This window comes from Haliscomenobacter sp. (assembly GCF_033763495.1).
Taxonomy (GTDB): domain Bacteria; phylum Bacteroidota; class Bacteroidia; order Chitinophagales; family Saprospiraceae; genus Haliscomenobacter.
In genome coordinates this window covers 14,024-32,311 of the sequence record NZ_JANRKL010000190.1, presented here as the reverse complement: position 1 = coordinate 32,311, position 18,288 = coordinate 14,024, and the positions used below count along the sequence as shown (strand labels likewise).

At 47.4% G+C, this 18,288-nt stretch carries 13 protein-coding genes; 4 read left to right on the top strand and 9 right to left on the bottom strand.

Annotation, left to right across the window (positions count from 1 at the left end; all coding sequences use genetic code 11):
* Positions 1-25 precede the first annotated feature (25 nt).
* Together SFV55_RS21495 and SFV55_RS21490 are read left to right on the top strand one after the other, a co-directional pair.
* The gene (locus tag SFV55_RS21495) at positions 26-1,315 is read left to right on the top strand and encodes an O-acetylhomoserine aminocarboxypropyltransferase/cysteine synthase (protein ID WP_320031613.1); all 1,290 of its coding nucleotides are present in this window, start codon (positions 26-28) and stop codon (positions 1,313-1,315) included.
* 655 nt (positions 1,316-1,970) lie between these two features.
* The gene (locus SFV55_RS21490) at positions 1,971-6,287 is read left to right on the top strand and encodes a T9SS type A sorting domain-containing protein (protein ID WP_320031612.1); all 4,317 of its coding nucleotides are present in this window, start codon (positions 1,971-1,973) and stop codon (positions 6,285-6,287) included.
* A gap of 98 nt (positions 6,288-6,385) precedes the next feature.
* Here SFV55_RS21490 and SFV55_RS21485 read toward each other — a convergent pair whose 3' ends face one another.
* Entirely contained in the window at positions 6,386-7,084 is a 699-nt protein-coding gene (locus tag SFV55_RS21485; protein ID WP_320031611.1) for an SH3 domain-containing protein, read from the bottom strand.
* A gap of 147 nt (positions 7,085-7,231) precedes the next feature.
* The gene (locus tag SFV55_RS21480; RefSeq protein ID WP_320031610.1) at positions 7,232-7,807 is read right to left on the bottom strand and encodes a Uma2 family endonuclease; all 576 of its coding nucleotides are present in this window, start codon (positions 7,805-7,807) and stop codon (positions 7,232-7,234) included.
* Positions 7,808-7,970: 163 nt separating this feature from the next.
* Between SFV55_RS21480 and ileS the strand changes: the two genes are divergently transcribed.
* The gene (gene ileS / locus SFV55_RS21475) at positions 7,971-11,252 is read left to right on the top strand and encodes an isoleucine--tRNA ligase (protein ID WP_320031609.1); all 3,282 of its coding nucleotides are present in this window, start codon (positions 7,971-7,973) and stop codon (positions 11,250-11,252) included.
* Positions 11,253-11,389: 137 nt separating this feature from the next.
* The gene (locus tag SFV55_RS21470; protein WP_320031608.1) at positions 11,390-11,923 is read left to right on the top strand and encodes a hypothetical protein; all 534 of its coding nucleotides are present in this window, start codon (positions 11,390-11,392) and stop codon (positions 11,921-11,923) included.
* A gap of 93 nt (positions 11,924-12,016) precedes the next feature.
* Here SFV55_RS21470 and SFV55_RS21465 read toward each other — a convergent pair whose 3' ends face one another.
* The 7 genes from SFV55_RS21465 to SFV55_RS21435 all read right to left on the bottom strand — a co-directional run bounded on the left by SFV55_RS21465 (position 12,017) and on the right by SFV55_RS21435 (position 18,285).
* Positions 12,017-12,370: a hydrogenase maturation nickel metallochaperone HypA gene (locus SFV55_RS21465; protein ID WP_320031607.1), complete on the bottom strand. Its 354-nt coding sequence runs from the start codon at positions 12,368-12,370 to the stop codon at positions 12,017-12,019.
* A 3-nt stretch (positions 12,371-12,373) separates the two neighbouring features.
* Complete coding sequence (locus SFV55_RS21460; RefSeq protein ID WP_320031606.1) at positions 12,374-13,891, bottom strand: hypothetical protein; 1,518 nt, start codon at positions 13,889-13,891, stop codon at positions 12,374-12,376.
* A gap of 1 nt (position 13,892) precedes the next feature.
* A complete protein-coding gene (locus tag SFV55_RS21455) occupies positions 13,893-14,207 on the bottom strand; it encodes a hypothetical protein (RefSeq protein WP_320031605.1) in 315 nt (104 codons plus the stop codon).
* Positions 14,208-14,214: 7 nt separating this feature from the next.
* Positions 14,215-14,739 carry a hydrogenase maturation protease gene (locus tag SFV55_RS21450; protein ID WP_320031604.1) on the bottom strand — a complete coding sequence of 175 codons (525 nt, stop codon included), beginning with the start codon at positions 14,737-14,739 and terminating at the stop codon, positions 14,215-14,217.
* A 198-nt stretch (positions 14,740-14,937) separates the two neighbouring features.
* Positions 14,938-16,530: a nickel-dependent hydrogenase large subunit gene (locus SFV55_RS21445; protein WP_320031603.1), complete on the bottom strand. Its 1,593-nt coding sequence runs from the start codon at positions 16,528-16,530 to the stop codon at positions 14,938-14,940.
* A gap of 9 nt (positions 16,531-16,539) precedes the next feature.
* Complete coding sequence (locus tag SFV55_RS21440) at positions 16,540-17,520, bottom strand: hydrogenase (RefSeq protein WP_320031602.1); 981 nt, start codon at positions 17,518-17,520, stop codon at positions 16,540-16,542.
* A gap of 129 nt (positions 17,521-17,649) precedes the next feature.
* Positions 17,650-18,285 (bottom strand): TetR/AcrR family transcriptional regulator, encoded by a 636-nt coding sequence (locus SFV55_RS21435; protein WP_320031601.1) that lies wholly within the window; start codon positions 18,283-18,285, stop codon positions 17,650-17,652.
* Positions 18,286-18,288: the final 3 nt, after the last annotated feature.

Genomic DNA, 18,288 nt, shown 5'->3' with positions numbered 1-18,288 from the left:
ATTCACACATAAAACCTACGGATTCATGAAATTTGAAACTTTGCAATTGCACGCTGGCCAAGAGGTAGACCCAACTACGCGCTCACGTGCAGTACCCATCTATCAGACCACTTCCTACACGTTTAAAGATTCTGAGCACGGTGCCAACCTATTCGGTTTGCGCGAGTTCGGCAATATTTATACCCGGATCATGAACCCCACTTCGGATGTGTTCGAAAAGCGGGTAGCCGCACTCGAAGGGGGCGCGATGGGCCTGGCGGTGGCTTCGGGCCACGCTGCTCAATTCATCGCTTTGAACAACATTTTGCAAGCTGGCGACAATTTTGTAACCTCTTCCAATTTGTACGGAGGTTCGCACAACCAATTTAAAGTATCTTTCAAACGCCTGGGCGTAGAAGCGCGCTTTGCAGCAGGGGAGAGCGTGTCTGATTATGAAAAACTCATCGACGGCAACACCAAGGCTTTGTACTGTGAAACAATCGGCAACCCCAGCTACAACATCCCCGATTTTGAAGGCTTGAGTGCACTGGCCAAAAAGCATGACCTGCCCTTGATCGTCGACAACACTTTTGGCGCTTGTGGCTACCTTTGCCGCCCAATCGAATGGGGTGCCGCAGTTGTGGTAGAATCGGCTACCAAGTGGATCGGCGGACACGGTACCAGCATCGGTGGCGTGATTGTGGATGCTGGCAACTACAACTGGGGCAATGGTAAATTCCCACAATTCACGGAGCCTTCTGAAGGCTACCACGGCATGGTGTTTTGGGACATTTTTGGCGACAAAGGCCCCTTTGGCAACATTGCTTTTGCCATTCGTTGCCGCGTAGAAGGGTTGCGCGACTGGGGTCCTGCCCTGAGTCCATTCAACTCCTTTTTGTTCCTACAGGGTTTGGAAACCCTTTCCTTGCGCGTTGACCGCACTTGTGAAAACGCGCAGGCCCTGGCCGAATGGCTGGAAGCGCACCCACAGGTGGAAAAGGTATGGTACCCAGGCTTGGCAAGCCACGAAAGCCATGAGCGGGCTAAAAAATACCTGAAGAACGGTTTTGGCGGAGTACTGAGCTTCACGCTGAAAGGCGGGAAGGAAAAGGCCACCAAATTTGTGGACAACCTGACCCTGACCAGCCACCTGGCCAACGTTGGTGACTCCAAAACCCTGATCATTCAGCCTTCTGCAACAACGCACTCCCAATTGGATGAGGCGGAGCAGGCTGCGGCAGGAGTATTGCCGAATTTACTGCGCATTTCCTTGGGCATTGAGCACATTGATGACATTAAAGCGGATCTGGAGCAGGGATTTGCTGCGGTTAAATAACTTGACATACAATGATTTAAAAGCCTTTTGGTAATTTTTTTTTGCCAAAAGGCTTTTTTGTTTACATTTTGATAACCCTGTGTATCCGATTATTAACAAATTTAATATTACTTTTACCAGCGAAGGATTATTCATCAAATTATACAGAAAGGCTTCTACTCAGTACAAATCGTTAATTCGGCATTTTAACAAAAAATATCCTGGGTGTACCTACAACACGCCCATTCATAATGCTTTTGCATCATTAATGTTAAAACCAATGGAAAAACTGTTTTACTTGACCCTGCTTGCATTTTTGCCCCTTATTACCTCTGCTCATGGATAGACTTATTTTCCATTACAAAAAAATCCAGAAGCAAGTAGAGCTACAAACTATTGTGGCATTCTGTCAATTCAGGTTGAAAAAAAAGGCGGTATTACCGTAGTCACTTGAAAATTTCACCTCATGAAAGCTCAATTATTCATTTCTCTCTTGTGCAGTTTATTTCCGATACTATTGCTGCACAGCCTGTTTCAGCTTGTGGGATCGCACCCGATCCTGCTGCCATTCAGTGGATGACTCTACTTTGTCCGCTTGCAAGCAGGGAAAGTAGGGCTGCGCTAAAAAATATCGCTGTAAAAACTCTGAATTTTTAACACCCAAACTATTTTTTCCATGAAACCTCTTCTTCTCCTTAGTTTATTACTATGCACAACCATGTTTTTGGCGGCCCAAGACACCAATGGGTATTGCCTCAACAAAGGCCCCCGCAGCAATGTATGGCTGCAAAAAGTAAGCATTGGCTCCTGGACAAACAACTCCGGTGCCAATGGAGGTTATTTAAATACTCCTGATTCCAAATTGACACTACGTACCGATTCGACTTATGCCGTACAACTCGACCTGGGCGGCTACCCCAGGGTGCAGGATACGGCCTATTGGCGGATTTGGATCGATTTCAACGGGGATAAGGATTTTGAAGATGCTGGAGAGCAAGTCCTGCAAACCAAATCTGTATTCAAAAGCAGCGCAAAAACTACTTTGTCATTAAAAAGTGCCCTGGTAAATGCCAGTGGAAAATTCCTGATGCGGGTAATTTTGTCCAGAATGGCATTCAGCAGCCCCTGTGGAGGCAACAATACCATTGAAATAGAAGACTACGGCATTGAAGTGCGTACCCAACAAATCTGTGCTGCGCCAAGTACCGAGCAATTTTCCGTTCAAAAGGTGGGCATTAATCAGGCTACCGTTTTTTTCAGTGGGTTTTTAAAACAAGCCTATCAACTGGAATTGCGCAGTGCGAACAGCCCAAACGCAAGTACCTTTGTTTTAATCAACGAGGACTCCCTGTCTTTCATTTCCCTGACCCCGAAACATACTTATGAACTTCGACTGGGTATCAAGTGTGAATCCGGTGAAATAAAGTGGTCCGAGGTCAAAACCTTTACCACCCTTGCCCCTCCGCCTGCTGCTTGTACAGCCATTCCTAAAGACAAAATTTCTTTCACCCAGATCGACATTGGGTATATACGGATAAAAATTGACGAAAACTATCCGCTGGAAAAAGTAACGTGGCGTTACCGTAAAGTAGGAGATGGCAACAACTGGTTGTACACTGGTGGTCCAACCGACCGTGAGATCAACATCCTTGGAATGGTTGTGGGGGAAAATTATGAAGTGCAGGTCAGAAAGCGCTGTGGCAATTCAGAAGAGCTGAGCGACTGGTCCGAAAGCCTGCTGGTTTATACGCTGGAATGCGTACTGCCAGTTGAAAACAAGGTATCCATCAATATGCAATTTTACAATTTCCCGGACTTACATGTTTCTTTCAATGTATTTAACCAAAGGGATTATGATTATTCCTATCGCTTTTTTTATCGCAAACAAGGGAGCACGACTTGGATTGATACCATCAGTACGACCACCAGGACAACGGAGATTGTCAACCTCAGCCCCGATTCCACCTACGAGGTGAGGATTGAGGTATACTGTGGGAAAGAATTTAAAACGTTTTTCCGCACAATTACTGCTCCTTCCGAATGTTTTTTAATTGAACGGAAAGACTTAAGGGTCGAAAACATTACCAATACAACGGCTCATGTGTATGCGCTTTCTGTAAACTCCAGAACCTGCCAATACCGCTATCGCGTCAAAGGAGGAACTGCTTATACTTTCCGGGGTGTGGCTGGATTTAATGGTTCTTTAGAACTTGAAAACCTACAGCCGAACACTACCTATGAAATCAGTGCCAGGATCATTTGTGGCGACCCCGGCCAACAGGCTGATTGGTCGGATACCCTGGAATTTACGACCAAGAGCTGCTTGATCCCACAAGATGGCGACCTGGCAATAGTGAAATATTACGGAGCTGACTCTGTTTTGTTGTCAGCAACCTATTTCACCAACGATTTTGATCGTGGATTGGACTACTTCTGGCAGTACAAGCAGGAGAATGACGCCCAATGGGCAACTCAGCATCAGCGGGGCAATCAGCTTTTTTTGCTCAAAGGCCTGCAGCGCGATGCAAAATACCAGCTGCGCGTAACGGTCAAATGTCCCAATTCAAGCGAAGACTCTTTGCTTTTAACCCGAACTTTAGTAGCCTCCACAGCCTGCAATTTAGCGCCGGACACCAGCTTCCTGAATATTGAACGGACTCCTACACAATGGGATATCACTGCCACCATCCCCAGAGGGTATGCCTACCAAATTCGCTACCGATATGAGGGAGATGCAGTATTCCCTTATCAAAGCAGGGAACTTCCTTACAATTATTTTATCGGCTTTGGGTTTCCACAATTTAACTATGAGATTCAATTCAGAATCATTTGCCCCAATGGCAATGCCAGCCCCTGGTCTGAAACGATGAACACCAAAACACGCCGACCTTTTGCTCCCAATGGAGTGGCCCAATTGGAGCTTCTGCCTAAGGCTGAAGTGAAGCAGTTGCAGATTAGCCCCAACTCTAGTACTGGGCTTTTCCGCTTAGAAATGCCAATTGAAGGTAAATCAGCACTGCAGGGTATAATTGAGGTATTTAATCTTTCTGGTCAAAAGGTATTGAGCCAAAAAATTGATGGCTATGGCACCTTTCTGGATTTGTCGAACCAGGCCAGCGGTCTGTATTTCGTCCGGATGCTGGCAGGCAATCAAAACTTTACCGTTAGCAATACGATCTGGGAAGAGTATGCGGAAGAAAAAAATCCGGTGCAAATAGTCTCCACTGAAGACCTTATCCACCTTGACGCTTATTCCAGGCTAGATACCTGCGAAACGCCTAACATCCTCAACATCAAAGTGAAACAGGATCGTTGGTACAATGCTCAACTCAGTTACCAGGGAATCGACAACAAGGCGCTGCAATGGCGCTACCGCAAAAAGGGAGCAGATAACTGGAAATATCCATATATCACCACTAACCCCATTACCAATATTGAGTTTGAATCGGGAGGAGGGGAATATGAAATCCAGGTAAGGCAGAATTGCCCAAACTTAGGTGTCTGGAGTGAGTGGTCGGAATCTTTATTGGTTGAGTTTGCTGCTTGTGTTTTTCCTGATGCGAAAGACATCCGCTTTGACACTTCTTTTTCAGCATTTCCAAGTTTGAGGATTTCCATTCTGTTGCTTCAACGCGCCGACCCATTCAGCTTCAAATGGTATTACCGGGAGCTCGGGCAAACTACCTGGGTTGATACCATTCGCAGTACAAATTTTGCCATTTCGATTCAGAACCTTAGCCCCGGGAAGGTATATGAAGTAAGGGTAGATGTGCGTTGTGGAAACGATTTTGTTTCCTATTTCAAGCGAATCGAGGTGCCGCCATCTTGCCTCATAATTTCTAAAATCAACATCAGAGAAGTCCATGACTCCTCCGTTTTTGTCGAACTAAGGCTAGGGCAAGTAAGAATGATTGAGTACCGCTACCGAATCGTGGGGCAACCCAATTATTCCTTCATAAAACTTAGAACTGGAAGCTACCTCAAGGGACTAATCCCCGGCACAACTTATGAAATAAGTGCAAGAGTAGTCTGCGAAGATACCCTCCTGGTTTGGTCACCATCGCTGATTTTTACGACCAAAAACTGCAAACTACCTTTAGCTGGAGACATCAGTTTGTTGCAATTCAAAACCCAGGACGCGGCCACTTTTAGCGTGGATTACCTCAATTTTAACTTCCCGGTACAGCACAATTACACCTGGCATTACAAACCTGCGGATCAAAACCTGTGGACTACACCCACTAACGGGAAACAACAACAATTCACCTTGAGCAATTTATCGGGAGGGCAGAAATACGATTTGAGCGTTGCCATCGCTTGCCCCAATCACCCACAAGATTCGCTCAGGCTGGAGACTACGTTTACTGCGCAGCTGGATTCTTGCACTGAACAACCTGATACTGCATCCGTCCAAATTACCTTTCAGGAAAGTAGCCTGGATCCGGTGATTCAGTTTAAATCGCCGAAAGGATATCGATACCAAATGCGTACCAAGCCGGAAAATGGTTTCTTCGTACAGTACTTTCCGGCTGTTTTTGAAGATAAGTTTTTAACTGTTTTTTCGCTGCACCCCGGAATGAACGATTTTCAATTCCGCTTGATATGCCCGAATGGCAACAAAAGCCCCTGGTCAGCAGTGATCAAACTGTTCAACCGGAAAAACCCTGGAACAATCCAAGCGCCCAAAATTCACAGCGGGTTGGTGGAACGGCTAACGGATGCTCCTCAATCAGGAACGATTCGGGTGATTCCCAATCCTAGCCCAGGAAAAATAGACATTGTTTTTCCAGAATTGACTACGCCACTCACTGGGGCCAGGTTGGAAGTATTCAACACCTCTGGTCAGCGAGTATTGACCCTTAAAACCTCCGTTGAACCTACTCAAAATCTGCCACTCAATTTGAGCAGCCAAACACCTGGCCTATACATCCTGCGCATTCAGGCTGGTCAAAAAGTATACACCGAGCGCATCATGATTGCCTCCAATCGTTGATGTTGCCTCCCATCTCAAACCTCACTCCCCGAAAGTTTGGAACTTTCGGGGAGTTCCGAGCAAGGCTCAAATGCTGCGCAGTTCTAGACATTTTAGCTTCACTCCCCCGCCACAAAAGCCGATATCTTCCACTTGCCCTGCTTATTTTTGAACAGGTACAATCGATAACCAATCGGGCTGTGGACGTACTTCCAAAACACCCAACCTTGCTTTTTCCGATCCAGAGTTTCGATCAGGTACCATTCCGGGTCACCCCAGGGGTTGGTACCTTCGGTTTTTTGTAAGGCCTGTTCCGCCTCCACAAACCAGATCACGTCATAACTCAATTGCATCAGCACCTTGGCTTTCAAGTCGGGTTTTTCCCGAACATTCACATTTTTACCCGTAATCACCCCCACATTGATGTAATCGTCTGCATCCTCCAAATCAATTAAATGGACATAGGGAAAAGCAAAGGTGTACCTGCCTTCCGGGTCACTTTTGTTGAACGCCCCTCCCAGTTCAATTACCCGGCTCAATTGATGCCAAATCGAGGTGTCGCCTTTATCTAAATTCCAGATCTTTTTAAATTCGGCGATCCCTCCGTCGCCGCCTAGGTCACTCATCACCTTTTCATCCAAAGCACTCAACAAAAAAGCCTTGTCTTTTTTTTGCACTGCCACCTTCAATTGATTGACAAAAGTGACCAGGGATTTGTCCTTGGTGATGTCGTTGATGGGGGGGAATTTGCTGGGCTGGGCACTTCCAAAATGGATTGCGGCCATTAAAATCGAAAAAATGATGGTTGTTTTTTTCATAAGGGCAGAGGTTAATAATCGTTCCTAAATCACACAATTGGTTCGGAAAATGTGATTTTTTCACATTTTCCGAACCAATTGTGTGATTGCATGCTTTTTTTACTCATTTACCCTTAGCCAAAGTATAAACTGGCAATACCATCACTTCTATCGCTTAAGCAAATCATCCAACCTCAAATCAAACCCTGGCATCACTTCCACCTCATCCGACCAATCCAAAAACAATTTTTGATCGGGATTGATGACTATCACCGTTTCAGAGTCCGTAAAAATCCAGATTACTTTTTTCACCCCGAATTCCAGCAGTTTTTGGGTCTTCAGTTCATAATATTCAATCAGTTTTCCACTATTGGGATAGTCGGCCTTGACGTCTATTTCAATGACAATTTCAGGAGCCTGCTCGGTGTATTTATTGCTTAAGGTGAAGGTTTCAGCTTTAAAAATAGCAATATCTGCGGCACGTGTAGATTTTGGCGCGAGCTGCATACCAATTTCACCTACCAGAATTTCGTAACCTTTTTCTAATAAGGCACCACACAAAAAAAGGTATAATTTACTCTTGATCCATGCTTGCAAGGTGCTATCCGCCATAACCTCTTCGCTTGTAATTTTACCTGATAATACTTCCTGATAATTTCGGTAATAAATGGGAGAACCATCATCCCATTCATATACAAGATGGGTTGGAACATCAGTGGCTAAAATTGCACTTGTACCGGTCATGGCGAATCGACTTTTTTTCAAAGATAGGGTTTTACCCCGCGCAATGCAAGCTCATTGCGTTTTCATTGCTTGAACCAATCCTAAATGGAACCCAAAACCAGCCTTTACTTGTTCTCCTAAGCTAAAAAGAACTATCTTTGCACCTTCAAAATTTTCAACTTCCATGTACAAGGAATTCAAGCAACTCAATTTACCGGAAATCGATCAAGAGATACGCGCATTTTGGGAAAAAGAGGGCATTTTTGAGAAGAGCATCGCGCAAAGAGCGGTTGAAAACAGTTATGTATTTTACGAAGGTCCGCCCTCGGCCAACGGGATGCCTGGCATCCATCACGTGATGGCGCGTACCATTAAAGATATTTTTTGTCGCTACCACACCATGAAAGGCCAACGGGTGGAGCGCAAAGGCGGCTGGGATACCCACGGCCTGCCCATCGAGTTGAGTGTAGAAAAAGCCCTGGGCATCACCAAAGATGACATCGGCAAAAGCATCAGTGTAGACGAGTACAACCAGAAGTGCCGCGAAACGGTGATGATGTACAAGGACCGTTGGGACGACATCACCCGCAAAACGGGCTATTGGGTTGACCTGGACAATCCCTACATCACTTACGAAAACCATTACATCGAGTCGGTTTGGTGGCTCTTACAGCAATTGTACAACAAGGGCTTGCTGTACAAAGGCTTCACCATCCAGCCTTATTCACCCGCCGCAGGTACTGGCCTCAGCTCACACGAGTTGAACATGCCCGGCGCGTACAAAGAAATCAGCGATACTTCCGCGGTGGCCATGTTCAAAATAGTAGGCAGCGACAACGAGTACTTCCTGGCCTGGACCACCACGCCCTGGACGCTGCCTTCCAATACCGCCGTAGCCCTGGGGCGCAACATTACCTACCTGAAGGTGCGCACCTACAACCGTTACACCGGAGCGCCCATCGTGGTGATTTTGGCGAAAGACCGCTTTAGTGCTTATTTCTCAGAGCAAAACCCCGACCTCAAACCCGAAGACCTCAAACCCGGGAACAAACCCATCCCCTACATCGAGATCGTAGCGGAACTGAAAGGTACTGAGCTGGAGAATACCGAGTACGAGCAGTTGTTGCCTTACGTGAAGCCGGATGGCCCCGCCTTCCGCGCACTCCTGGGCGACTTCGTGAGCACCGAGGACGGTACCGGGATCGTACACATCGCTCCAACCTTTGGTTCGGACGACTTCAAGGTGGCCAAGCAGTACGGCATTGTGCCCTTGATGGTCAAAGACGAATTGGGCAACGATATGCCGCTGGTGGATCGCCACGGGCAGTTTGTGAAAGAAGTGACCGACTTCGCTGGCCGCTACGTCAAAGACTACGGCCAGGTGGAAGAACGCCCCGTGGACGTCGATATCGTGATCAAACTCAAGGAGGAGAACAAGCTGTTTGTCTCTGAAAAATACGTGCACTCCTACCCGCACTGCTGGCGTACCGATCGCCCGGTGTTGTATTACCCGCTGGATAGCTGGTTCATCAAGGCTTCGGCCATGAAGGAGCGCATGTTTGAGTTGAACCAAACCATCAACTGGAAACCCGCTTCAACGGGTGAAGGTCGCTTTGGCAAATGGCTCGAAAACCTGCAAGACTGGAACCTCTCCCGCTCGCGCTACTGGGGCATCCCGCTCCCAATCTGGCGCAACAAGGAAGGTACGCTGGAAAAATGCATCGGCTCAGTTGAGGAATTGCAAAACGAGGTCAACAAGGCCAATGCTGCCCTGGGCAAAAACCAGGCTGTACCCAAGGACCTGCACCGCCCCTACATTGACGAGATCGTGCTAGTAGCCGACAACGGCGAGCCGCTGTACCGCGAACTCGACCTGATCGACGTTTGGTTCGACTCAGGCGCTATGCCTTATGCGCAGTGGCACTATCCTTTTGAAAACAAGGAAGACTTCCAGTTCCGCTACCCTGCCGACTTCATCGCCGAGGGCGTGGATCAAACCCGGGGCTGGTTTTATACCCTGCACGCGATCGCCGTAATGGTGTTCGACAGTGTGGCCTTCAAAAACGTGGTATCCAATGGTTTGGTACTGGACAAAAATGGCCAGAAAATGTCCAAACGCCTGGGCAACGCGGTAGACCCCTTCGAAACGGTTGACAAATATGGCGCCGACGCCACCCGCTGGTACATGATCTCCAATGCACAAGTATGGGACAACCTGCGTTTTGACCTGGCTGGCATCGAAGAAACGACCCGTTTGTTTTTTGGCAAACTGTTCAATACTTACTCCTTCTTCGCGCTGTACGCCAACATCGACAAGTTCCGCCACATGGAGGCCGACATCCCGATGTGGCAACGCCCGGAGATCGACCGCTGGATCCTCTCCGCGCTGCATAGCCTCATCAACGAGGTAGATGCCGACTTCGCACAATATGAGTCGACCAACGCGGCCCGCAAGATGATGCAGTTTGTGGACGAGCAACTGAGCAACTGGTACATCCGCCTCTGCCGCCGCCGCTTCTGGAAGGGCGGCTATACCGACGATAAAATCTCGGCTTACCAAACCTTGTACGAATGTTTGACCACCCTGGCCAAGTTGATGGCGCCTATCGCGCCTTTCTTTGCTGACTGGTTGTACCAAAACCTGAATAAGGCGACCCGCCACGAGCCTTTCGAATCGGTACACCTTGCCCTGATCGAACCTGCTGGCGACGACATGATCGACAAAGGGTTGGAGGAAAGGATGGATTATGCCCAGCGCATCTCCTCCCTGGTGCTTTCGCTGCGCAAAAAGCACAAAATCAATGTGCGGCAGCCGCTGCAAAAGGTGATCCTGCCCGTGTTGGATGAAAAATTCATCGAACAACTGGACGCGGTGAAAGACCTGATCAAGTCGGAAGTAAACGTGAAGGAAATCGAATACCTGACCGATGCTTCGGGCCTGCTCAAAAAGCGCATCAAGCCCAACTTCAAGACCCTGGGCAAACGCCTGGGGCCACACATGAAAGCCGCCCAGGAAATCATCAACAACCTGAGCCAGGCCGACATCAACGCCATCGAAAAGAACAAACGATATACCCTGGAGGTCGGCGGCACCAGCTTCGACCTGAACCTGGAAGATTTTGAAATCGCCGCTGAAGACATCCCCGGCTGGTTGGTCGCTAACGACGGCCCACTCACCGTGGCACTCGACATTACGCTCACGCCCGCCCTGGTGGCCGAGGGCATGGCCCGCGAACTGGTCAACCGCATCCAGAACATCCGCAAAATCCGCGATTTCAACGTGACCGACCGCATCCAAATCGACCTGGAAAAACACCCGGCCGTGGAGGAAGCTGTGGCCCAGTTTGGGCAGTACATCAGTGATGAGGTATTGGCGGTGAGGTTGGAGTTGGTAGCGGGAGTTGAAGGGGAAGTGCTGGATTTGCCGGAGGAGGTCGTGGTGAAGGTGAGGGTGGAATTGGCGTGAGAGATTGATAATTAATAGATTTTAAAATTATTAAATTTTGCATCTAATTCTGTCTGTTTTGATAGAGCTAGATGCAAAATTCACTTTTATAAGAACATATACCCATAATCATGGCACTACACAAAACTCCGAGTGACATGCTTAAGGAATCTTTACCAGAGTATCTTGAAGCGGCAAAGTTCTGTTGTTATTACAGAAAAAACGACCCTAAATGGAATTCTTTCCAAGGAGATGGATGCCTAGGATATCCAGGAGGTGTGTTACTGTTTTCAATTGTTGATTCAATAGGGAGTTACTTTGCTAAAGATAAATCGCTTGAAATTCTTGTTGATGGGAAGAAAACCTATATTGTTGGTGAAGGCTGGGAACATTTCAAAATATTGAATAGCCACTATTTTGGTCAAAACTTGTCTTCCAAGTTTTTAAAAGCTCTTTATGCAAAGTTTCGCTCTCAACTAACACATAATTCTGTTTTAGGGAAACATGCCTATTTATTCCCTGATACTCAGTTTGGAGATCAAGTTTTTTTGGAAACCCTGCTAAATGAGCACCCCACCTATATCATTTCTATGAGGCCATTTTATGAGTTGTGTGCCAGTGCAGTTCAGATATTTATAAATGACATTGATAATATTGTTCCAAATAGTAATCGAGGAAAAAGTTTTCATTAAGGTTGCCCAGTGGCTATTTTAGTACAAATGTCATTTAGAAAATTCGTTGAGTCTAAAAATCTCAACTCCGATTTCCACAAAGATAGGTAAAAACTAATTCTCCCTCAACTCCACCCCACTAATCAACAACTCAGTTCCACTCACAATTTCATTACTCGGCGTATCACAAAAACCACAGCGAAAGCGATAATTCTCCACCCCTGACTCCTGCCCACAAGAAGGACACAAAATCCGAATGGGCACCAATTCTATCTCCAAAATTGCTGACTTGAACCCCGGCTGTTCGGTCGCAATCACCGCTTCAAAAGCATTTTGCATCAAAATAGGCTCCACATTGGCCAATAACCCAACCTGTAGTTTGATTTTTTGGACTTGCGCCAATTCCTCGGCGGGAAGTTGTGCTTCCAGGGTGCGGAAGATGTTGCGAACCAGCGAGATTTCGTGCATGGCTTATTTTTCGTGGGCCAGGGCTTGACCCAGTTCCTGCAATTTGAGCAAGTGGTTTTCAGCTTCGGCGATCAGGGTTGGGTCATCAGTAAGGGTACGTGCTTCTTCGGCAAAAGCCAACATCTGTTTGTAGCGCACAATATTGGAACCATTTTCTCCCAAACTCATGTACCAATAGGCTTCCAGGAAATTGAGCAAAGTCAAGGTGCGCTCCAGCGGGAAACGTTCAGCGCTGCGGATGCTCAGGGCCTCGTTGTAATAAAAAGCAGCCTTTTCCAGGTTGTCAGAATGAATGGCTTCGGGGTATTTGGAAATGGCGTTGCCAAAATTGTTGCAAATCATGGCATATTCGTAGGGATATTGGTCTTTGGTGTAAAAATTCAAGGCTTCATTGAAGGAGGAAGAAGACACCGCTGCCCAAATGCTTTTTTTGCGCACCTCGTCCGGGATTTCGGAATAAATGACCCCCAGGTGGTGGTGAATTTCGGCAAAGGTTTCCGGGCTGTCTTCGCGGTTAAACACTTTTAATGCCTCCTGGTAACTCTCCAGGGCACCCCGATAAAACTGCGGATTTCCTTTTTGGGCCCAGGCATACAACAAGCCTGCGCGGCGGAAATGAGCATTGGCTTGCAACTCGGGCAGCTCCTCCTGGCCCAGAATATCCAACGCCTTATTGATGTAGCCTAGTGATTCTGAAAAACTTTTGGAAAGATTGGCCACATGGGAGGCATCAATCAACAGCAAGGCTTCTTCTACCCTGCGGCCTTGTTTTTGGTAGTATTGCAGGCTTTCCCAGAGGGTGTTTTTGAGATTTTCCAACAAAGCAGGGTCGTAAGGGGCCACCAGTTTTTTCATCCATACCTGGGACAAACTTGCCCTGAGTTCCATTCTGGCATCGTCGGATAGGGCTTCCTTGATGGCATCATCCAACAAATGTTCCGCCACTTCAGGCTCTTCCATGTCCTGCAAAAAAGCGACGTATTGTTTGGCAGTGAAGGCGTAAAATTCGCCATTGGGAGCACTGTTCAACGCCTCGCGGTAAAAATAGCGGGCTTTATTGGGATCGAAACTGGCCTCGGTAGCCGCGTAGTGGTGCAAGATGGCCGCGTTGTGGCAAAAGCGGTATTCTTCAAAGGGACTGAGATCAGAGTTCAGGACTTCTGGCGGGGTAGGAATGCCGTTTTGCAAACGGTTGACGATGTCAATTTCATTGCGCAGCAATCCATTGTCGCTCAACAACTGGTAAGCCCGTTCGTAATTGCCCAATTTAGCGTAAACCAGCGCCAGTAAGTTATTCTGACTAAATGCAATTGCTTCGGGGAGCAAATAAGGGGGCAGTACATTTTGCCAATCGATCACCTGCGCGATGTGCTCTTGGCGGACAATCAGGTTGTAACCACACAGTTCGGGCCTATCTTGCAGAAAATCTTTTACCTCAACGAGTTCGTGCAAACGATCTTCCGTGGCAATGATGCCCTTGATCGCATCGAGCAATTCGGTAGCGGCGTAAATGGAAACCATACTAAAATTTTACTTGTAATAGTTGAATACCCGGCTGATGGGAAAACGCCAAATCTCGATCACTATCGTCCAAATCGTGGTCGATGATCAGTTCTTGCAGGGAAATGCTCTTGTCGCCCTGCAAATTGCGGGATTTGAGCATTTGTAAGGCAGTTTTGTGGATTTTGGCAAAAAGTTCATCCTCCATGGGGGCCAGTAGCAATGATTGTTGGTTTGCATAAAAAACAGTATGCACCTGGGCAGACGACCCAAACACTTCTGCAGCCAGGGCTGCGTCGATCAGGAGGTGTTGTGTTCTGAGTTTTACCTGGCTCATGGTAGGGTCAATTGAGCGTGTTTGTAGATTGCTCAAAAACTGGAAGATTGGCTTGCCCCAACTCCGTCAACAATTCCTGATTGATCAAGTCCACTACTTTGAGTCCGGCAGCTTTTACTTCCTCGCTTAGGTCCACCTCCAAACGGGTATTGCTAACCGCGATCAAATAAACACTGATATCCGAGGGGAAATTAGCCCCCAGGATTTTTTTTGCGTAGGACAAGGCTTGATCCCATTTCAGGCTGTGCAAAAATACCATAGGATCGTCCTGAATAGAAGCTGCAATGGCTTCGGCGGGTAAGCGATAAAGGGTACCATCGGGTTCGCCTGTATTGATCACCGCATCGACAAAAATGATCCGCGAGTGCCCCTGCAATTGAAAAAGGACTTCAAATGCAGAAGTACCCATGTCCAGGATGCTTAAATTTTCGTGATTGCCCCAGTGCTCCTGTAGCTTCTCGACTACAAAACAAGCGATGCCATCGTCGCTGCGCACCGGATTGCCAAAGCCTAAAATTGCGGTTTTTTCCATCTCTAAAAATAAAAAATACCCGCAATCTTTTTGCAAAAATTGCGGGTTTCAACTTATAGTAGTGGGGCAAAAATAAGCGATCATTTTTCCTTAGCCAAAGGATTAGATAAGGCACTTAAAATGAAACGTTTACTTATCTAATCCTCTGGCAAAATGATCACTTATTTTTTTATCGCCCCAGGTAGGTAATCGATTTTTTTACAACTTAAACTTCGCCAGTTTATCACCTGTTTTGGCATCATGAGCGTGTACGGTACACACCAGGCAGGAGTCGAAAGAACGGGCCACCATTCCTACTTCTACAGGATCGTGTGGATCTTCGATTTCGGTACCTTCCAATGCCGCTTCAATTGGGCCAGAATTGCCTGATTCGTCATTGGGGCCTACATTCCAGGTGGTCGGTGCGATGACCTGGTAATTTTTAATCAGGCCGTTTTCAATTTCGATCCAGTGGGCTAAGGCACCACGAGCGGCTTCGGTTGCACCCCAGCCGCGGCCATCGCGTTCTTGAGGTTTGACGTAGAACTCACCGTCGAGGTTGATTTGACTTAGCCAATCGTTGATGAAGGTGTAAAGCCGTGGTGCTTCGTGTACCCGCGCCAATGCCCGGGTGAATACACTTGGCCCCATCCGGTTCATGATATCCAGGAACAATGGATCCTGAATTTGGTGAGATTGATTGACCGGATTGGCATTCATGATCACTCTGGCCAAGGGACCTACTTCAGCTGCATGCCCGGTGTAGCGTGGTGCTTTTGCCCAGGAGTATTTGTTATTGAAGTCGGTTTGTTCCAGGTTTTGTGAAGGCAAAGGGGTGGGCAGTGGCTCGTTCCAGGGGTGAGCTGCTGCTACGTCTTTGTACCAGGAATGTTTGACGTGCTCGGTGATTTCACGATGATCCAGGTTGAAGAAGTTGGCACCATCATAAAAACCACCGGCGCTGATTACGGCATCCTGCCGGCCTTCTACCGTAGGATTGTTGTACATATCCTTGTGCAAATAGGTACCATAAGCCATGAACTTTCCTACACCCTGGCCGAATTTGTCCAATCCAAATTCAATGCCAGCCCGTAGGAAAAGCCCCAAATCGCTGTTGTGGTGCGACTCGTTTTCGTGCAGCCAATTCATGAGGTCATCCCAGGATTTGATCTGCATGTAACGCTCGATGGAGCAACCCAACCAAACTGTTTCCAACCAATCGACCCGGAAATGATTCATAATGGCGTGAGCCCGGGTGATGTCTTTGAGGGTAGGGGCACACATTACACCTCCTGGAACCATGTAAGAGGAGTGTGGCCACTGACCTCCAAAAATGGCGTATACTTCTACTGGTCGCCCACTGGCGGTAACTCCTTTTTGAAACGAAGTACCTACATAAGCAGCAAAACGACGCACTACTTCTTCGTACAGAGGTTTGTTGGCAAACTTTTTATTGGCCATATCCGTCGCAAAAATGGCATAAAACCATCGCGGAATACTCTGAATGGTTTCGGTTGCTTGCCCAATTGCACGCAGCAAAAGTGCATTAGGCGGTAAATGAGTCTTCCAGGCTGTATCCAGTGCCGAAGAAGCACAATACAAATGGGAGCCCCCACAAATGCCACAAATACGCGGGGTAACAATTAAACCCGACTGGGGGTCTTTTCCCGCCATGATTTGTTCAAAACCCCGAAACATTGCAGCCTGGGTATGCGCACGAGTCACCACTCCATCCTGCATGTAGACTTTAACATCGAGATCGCCTTCCACACGACCTACGGGAGATATGTTTAATTCTTTCATTACTGACATGACGATGGATTATTTAGAGGTGTCAAAATGGACTTTGTTGGTACCGGTTACTTTTTCTACGCTACCCATTACTTTTTCGAAACCTGCCCGGGTGTAATAGGCCAGTTTGGAGGTGCCCGCAGGAACATCCTGTGGCAAAAAGCCCAGGTATTTCAAGGTTTTAAACACACTTCCTTTTTTCAGGTCGTGGTGAGGGAATCCTGGTTCGGTGCAACCCAAGCAAGGGTGATTGGCGCGGGTTTTGCTGGAGGTGCGGTTCCACAAAATCCGGTTGCAGCTTGCGCGGGTCATTGGGCCACGGCAACCTACCTCGTAGAACAGGCAACCGCCGCGTTTGCCAAATCCACCATCTACTTTTTGGGAGAAACTGATGGCATTGGGGCAACCCGTTTGTACAAAATCGGTAAAGAAGGTTTTGGGACGATGGTATTCGTCAATCAAAATATCGCCAATACGACCAGTTGAAATGGCTACCAGAATTTGAGTGACCCAGTCAGGATGGGCAGGGCAGCCAGGAATGTTGATGACGGGAAGGCCACCTTTGGAGACGTAATCTGGCCCCAGGAATCCTCCTTTGTGGGTTTTTAAAAATTGCATCCCGGTAGACTCACTCGGGTTGGGCGCAACTGCGGGAATCCCGCCATAAGTGGCACAATCCCCAATCGCTACGACGTACCCCGCCACTTTGGACAGTTCCTTCACCCAATCTTGCATTGGGCGTTCAGAGAAGTAGTTCATGGTTCCAGTTCCATTGGGACCCTGAATGATAGTACCCTCGAATACGAAGATGTCCAATTGAACTTTCCCTGCGAGGATGTCATTCAGTAGATCATGAACTTGATCCCCGATTTCGAGGCCGATGGAGGGATGCCAGAGGATATTGATGCCAAAATCAGTGATGAGCTCGACCACTGTGGGTTCCTCGGCATTGAGAAACGACATGGTATTGCCACTACAAGCTCCGCCCTGGAGCCAGAGTATGTTCGCCATGGTAATGATTTTTTGCGATCAGGAAAAATGTCAAAACAAATGACGGAAGTTTCGCCATGATAGCAAATATAACCATTGTTCCTGGATTAGAAAATAATTTCTAATTTTTTTAGAAACTTTTTTCTAATCTTATTTTCCACGGTCAATTTCGATGGGCGCAATGGTATCGTGGTACTCTGCCAAGCCCTTATCGGTGAAGTAAGGTTGAAATTGGATCCAGAGGGCGCTCTTAAAGGAGTTTTCATCCAAGGGTAATCCCTTTAGTACTTGTTGAGGAATCCAAAAAGTGATGGTCATCCAGATGTTGTCACTAAGGGTATCGTACAAGCCTTTGGTAGGCTCAGGCACAAAGACGCCTCGTTGGATGCTGTAGTCGATCCGGCGGCGGATTTGCAAAATCATTTTGGCCACAAACTCGTGCCACTGGGCAATGATATCGGGAAAAGAGCGCTCGATTTCAAAAAGGTCGATCAAATAAAAACGGTACTTGCGAAAAAAAGAGTAGTACCGACGCAGTTGATCGTCAAAGTCGCTGAGACTGGGTTGAGACAAATAAGTGGATAAAATTTGCTTGAGTTCCTCAAACAGGGATTCATATACGGCGGTAACAATTGCTTCCTTGTTTTTGAAATGGTAAGCCAGGTTACCTACACTGATACCTGTTTCATCGGCAATTTGCTGCAAACGCACATTGGCCAGTCCTTCTCGATTAAACAACAGCACAGACGCGTCCAGTATTCGTTGTTTGGTGCCGATTTGTGGCATTTC

Coding starts and splice junctions, on each gene's coding strand:
- SFV55_RS21485 (WP_320031611.1), bottom strand. CDS start 7,084: ATGAAAAAAACAACCATCATTTTTTCGATTTTAATGGCCGCAATCCAT.
- SFV55_RS21490 (WP_320031612.1), top strand. CDS start 1,971: ATGAAACCTCTTCTTCTCCTTAGTTTATTACTATGCACAACCATGTTT.
- SFV55_RS21455 (WP_320031605.1), bottom strand. CDS start 14,207: ATGAGCCAGGTAAAACTCAGAACACAACACCTCCTGATCGACGCAGCC.
- SFV55_RS21450 (WP_320031604.1), bottom strand. CDS start 14,739: ATGGAAAAAACCGCAATTTTAGGCTTTGGCAATCCGGTGCGCAGCGAC.
- SFV55_RS21480 (WP_320031610.1), bottom strand. CDS start 7,807: ATGACCGGTACAAGTGCAATTTTAGCCACTGATGTTCCAACCCATCTT.
- ileS (WP_320031609.1), top strand. CDS start 7,971: ATGTACAAGGAATTCAAGCAACTCAATTTACCGGAAATCGATCAAGAG.
- SFV55_RS21440 (WP_320031602.1), bottom strand. CDS start 17,520: ATGGCGAACATACTCTGGCTCCAGGGCGGAGCTTGTAGTGGCAATACC.
- SFV55_RS21465 (WP_320031607.1), bottom strand. CDS start 12,370: ATGCACGAAATCTCGCTGGTTCGCAACATCTTCCGCACCCTGGAAGCA.
- SFV55_RS21460 (WP_320031606.1), bottom strand. CDS start 13,891: ATGGTTTCCATTTACGCCGCTACCGAATTGCTCGATGCGATCAAGGGC.
- SFV55_RS21435 (WP_320031601.1), bottom strand. CDS start 18,285: ATGCCACAAATCGGCACCAAACAACGAATACTGGACGCGTCTGTGCTG.
- SFV55_RS21445 (WP_320031603.1), bottom strand. CDS start 16,530: ATGTCAGTAATGAAAGAATTAAACATATCTCCCGTAGGTCGTGTGGAA.
- SFV55_RS21495 (WP_320031613.1), top strand. CDS start 26: ATGAAATTTGAAACTTTGCAATTGCACGCTGGCCAAGAGGTAGACCCA.
- SFV55_RS21470 (WP_320031608.1), top strand. CDS start 11,390: ATGCTTAAGGAATCTTTACCAGAGTATCTTGAAGCGGCAAAGTTCTGT.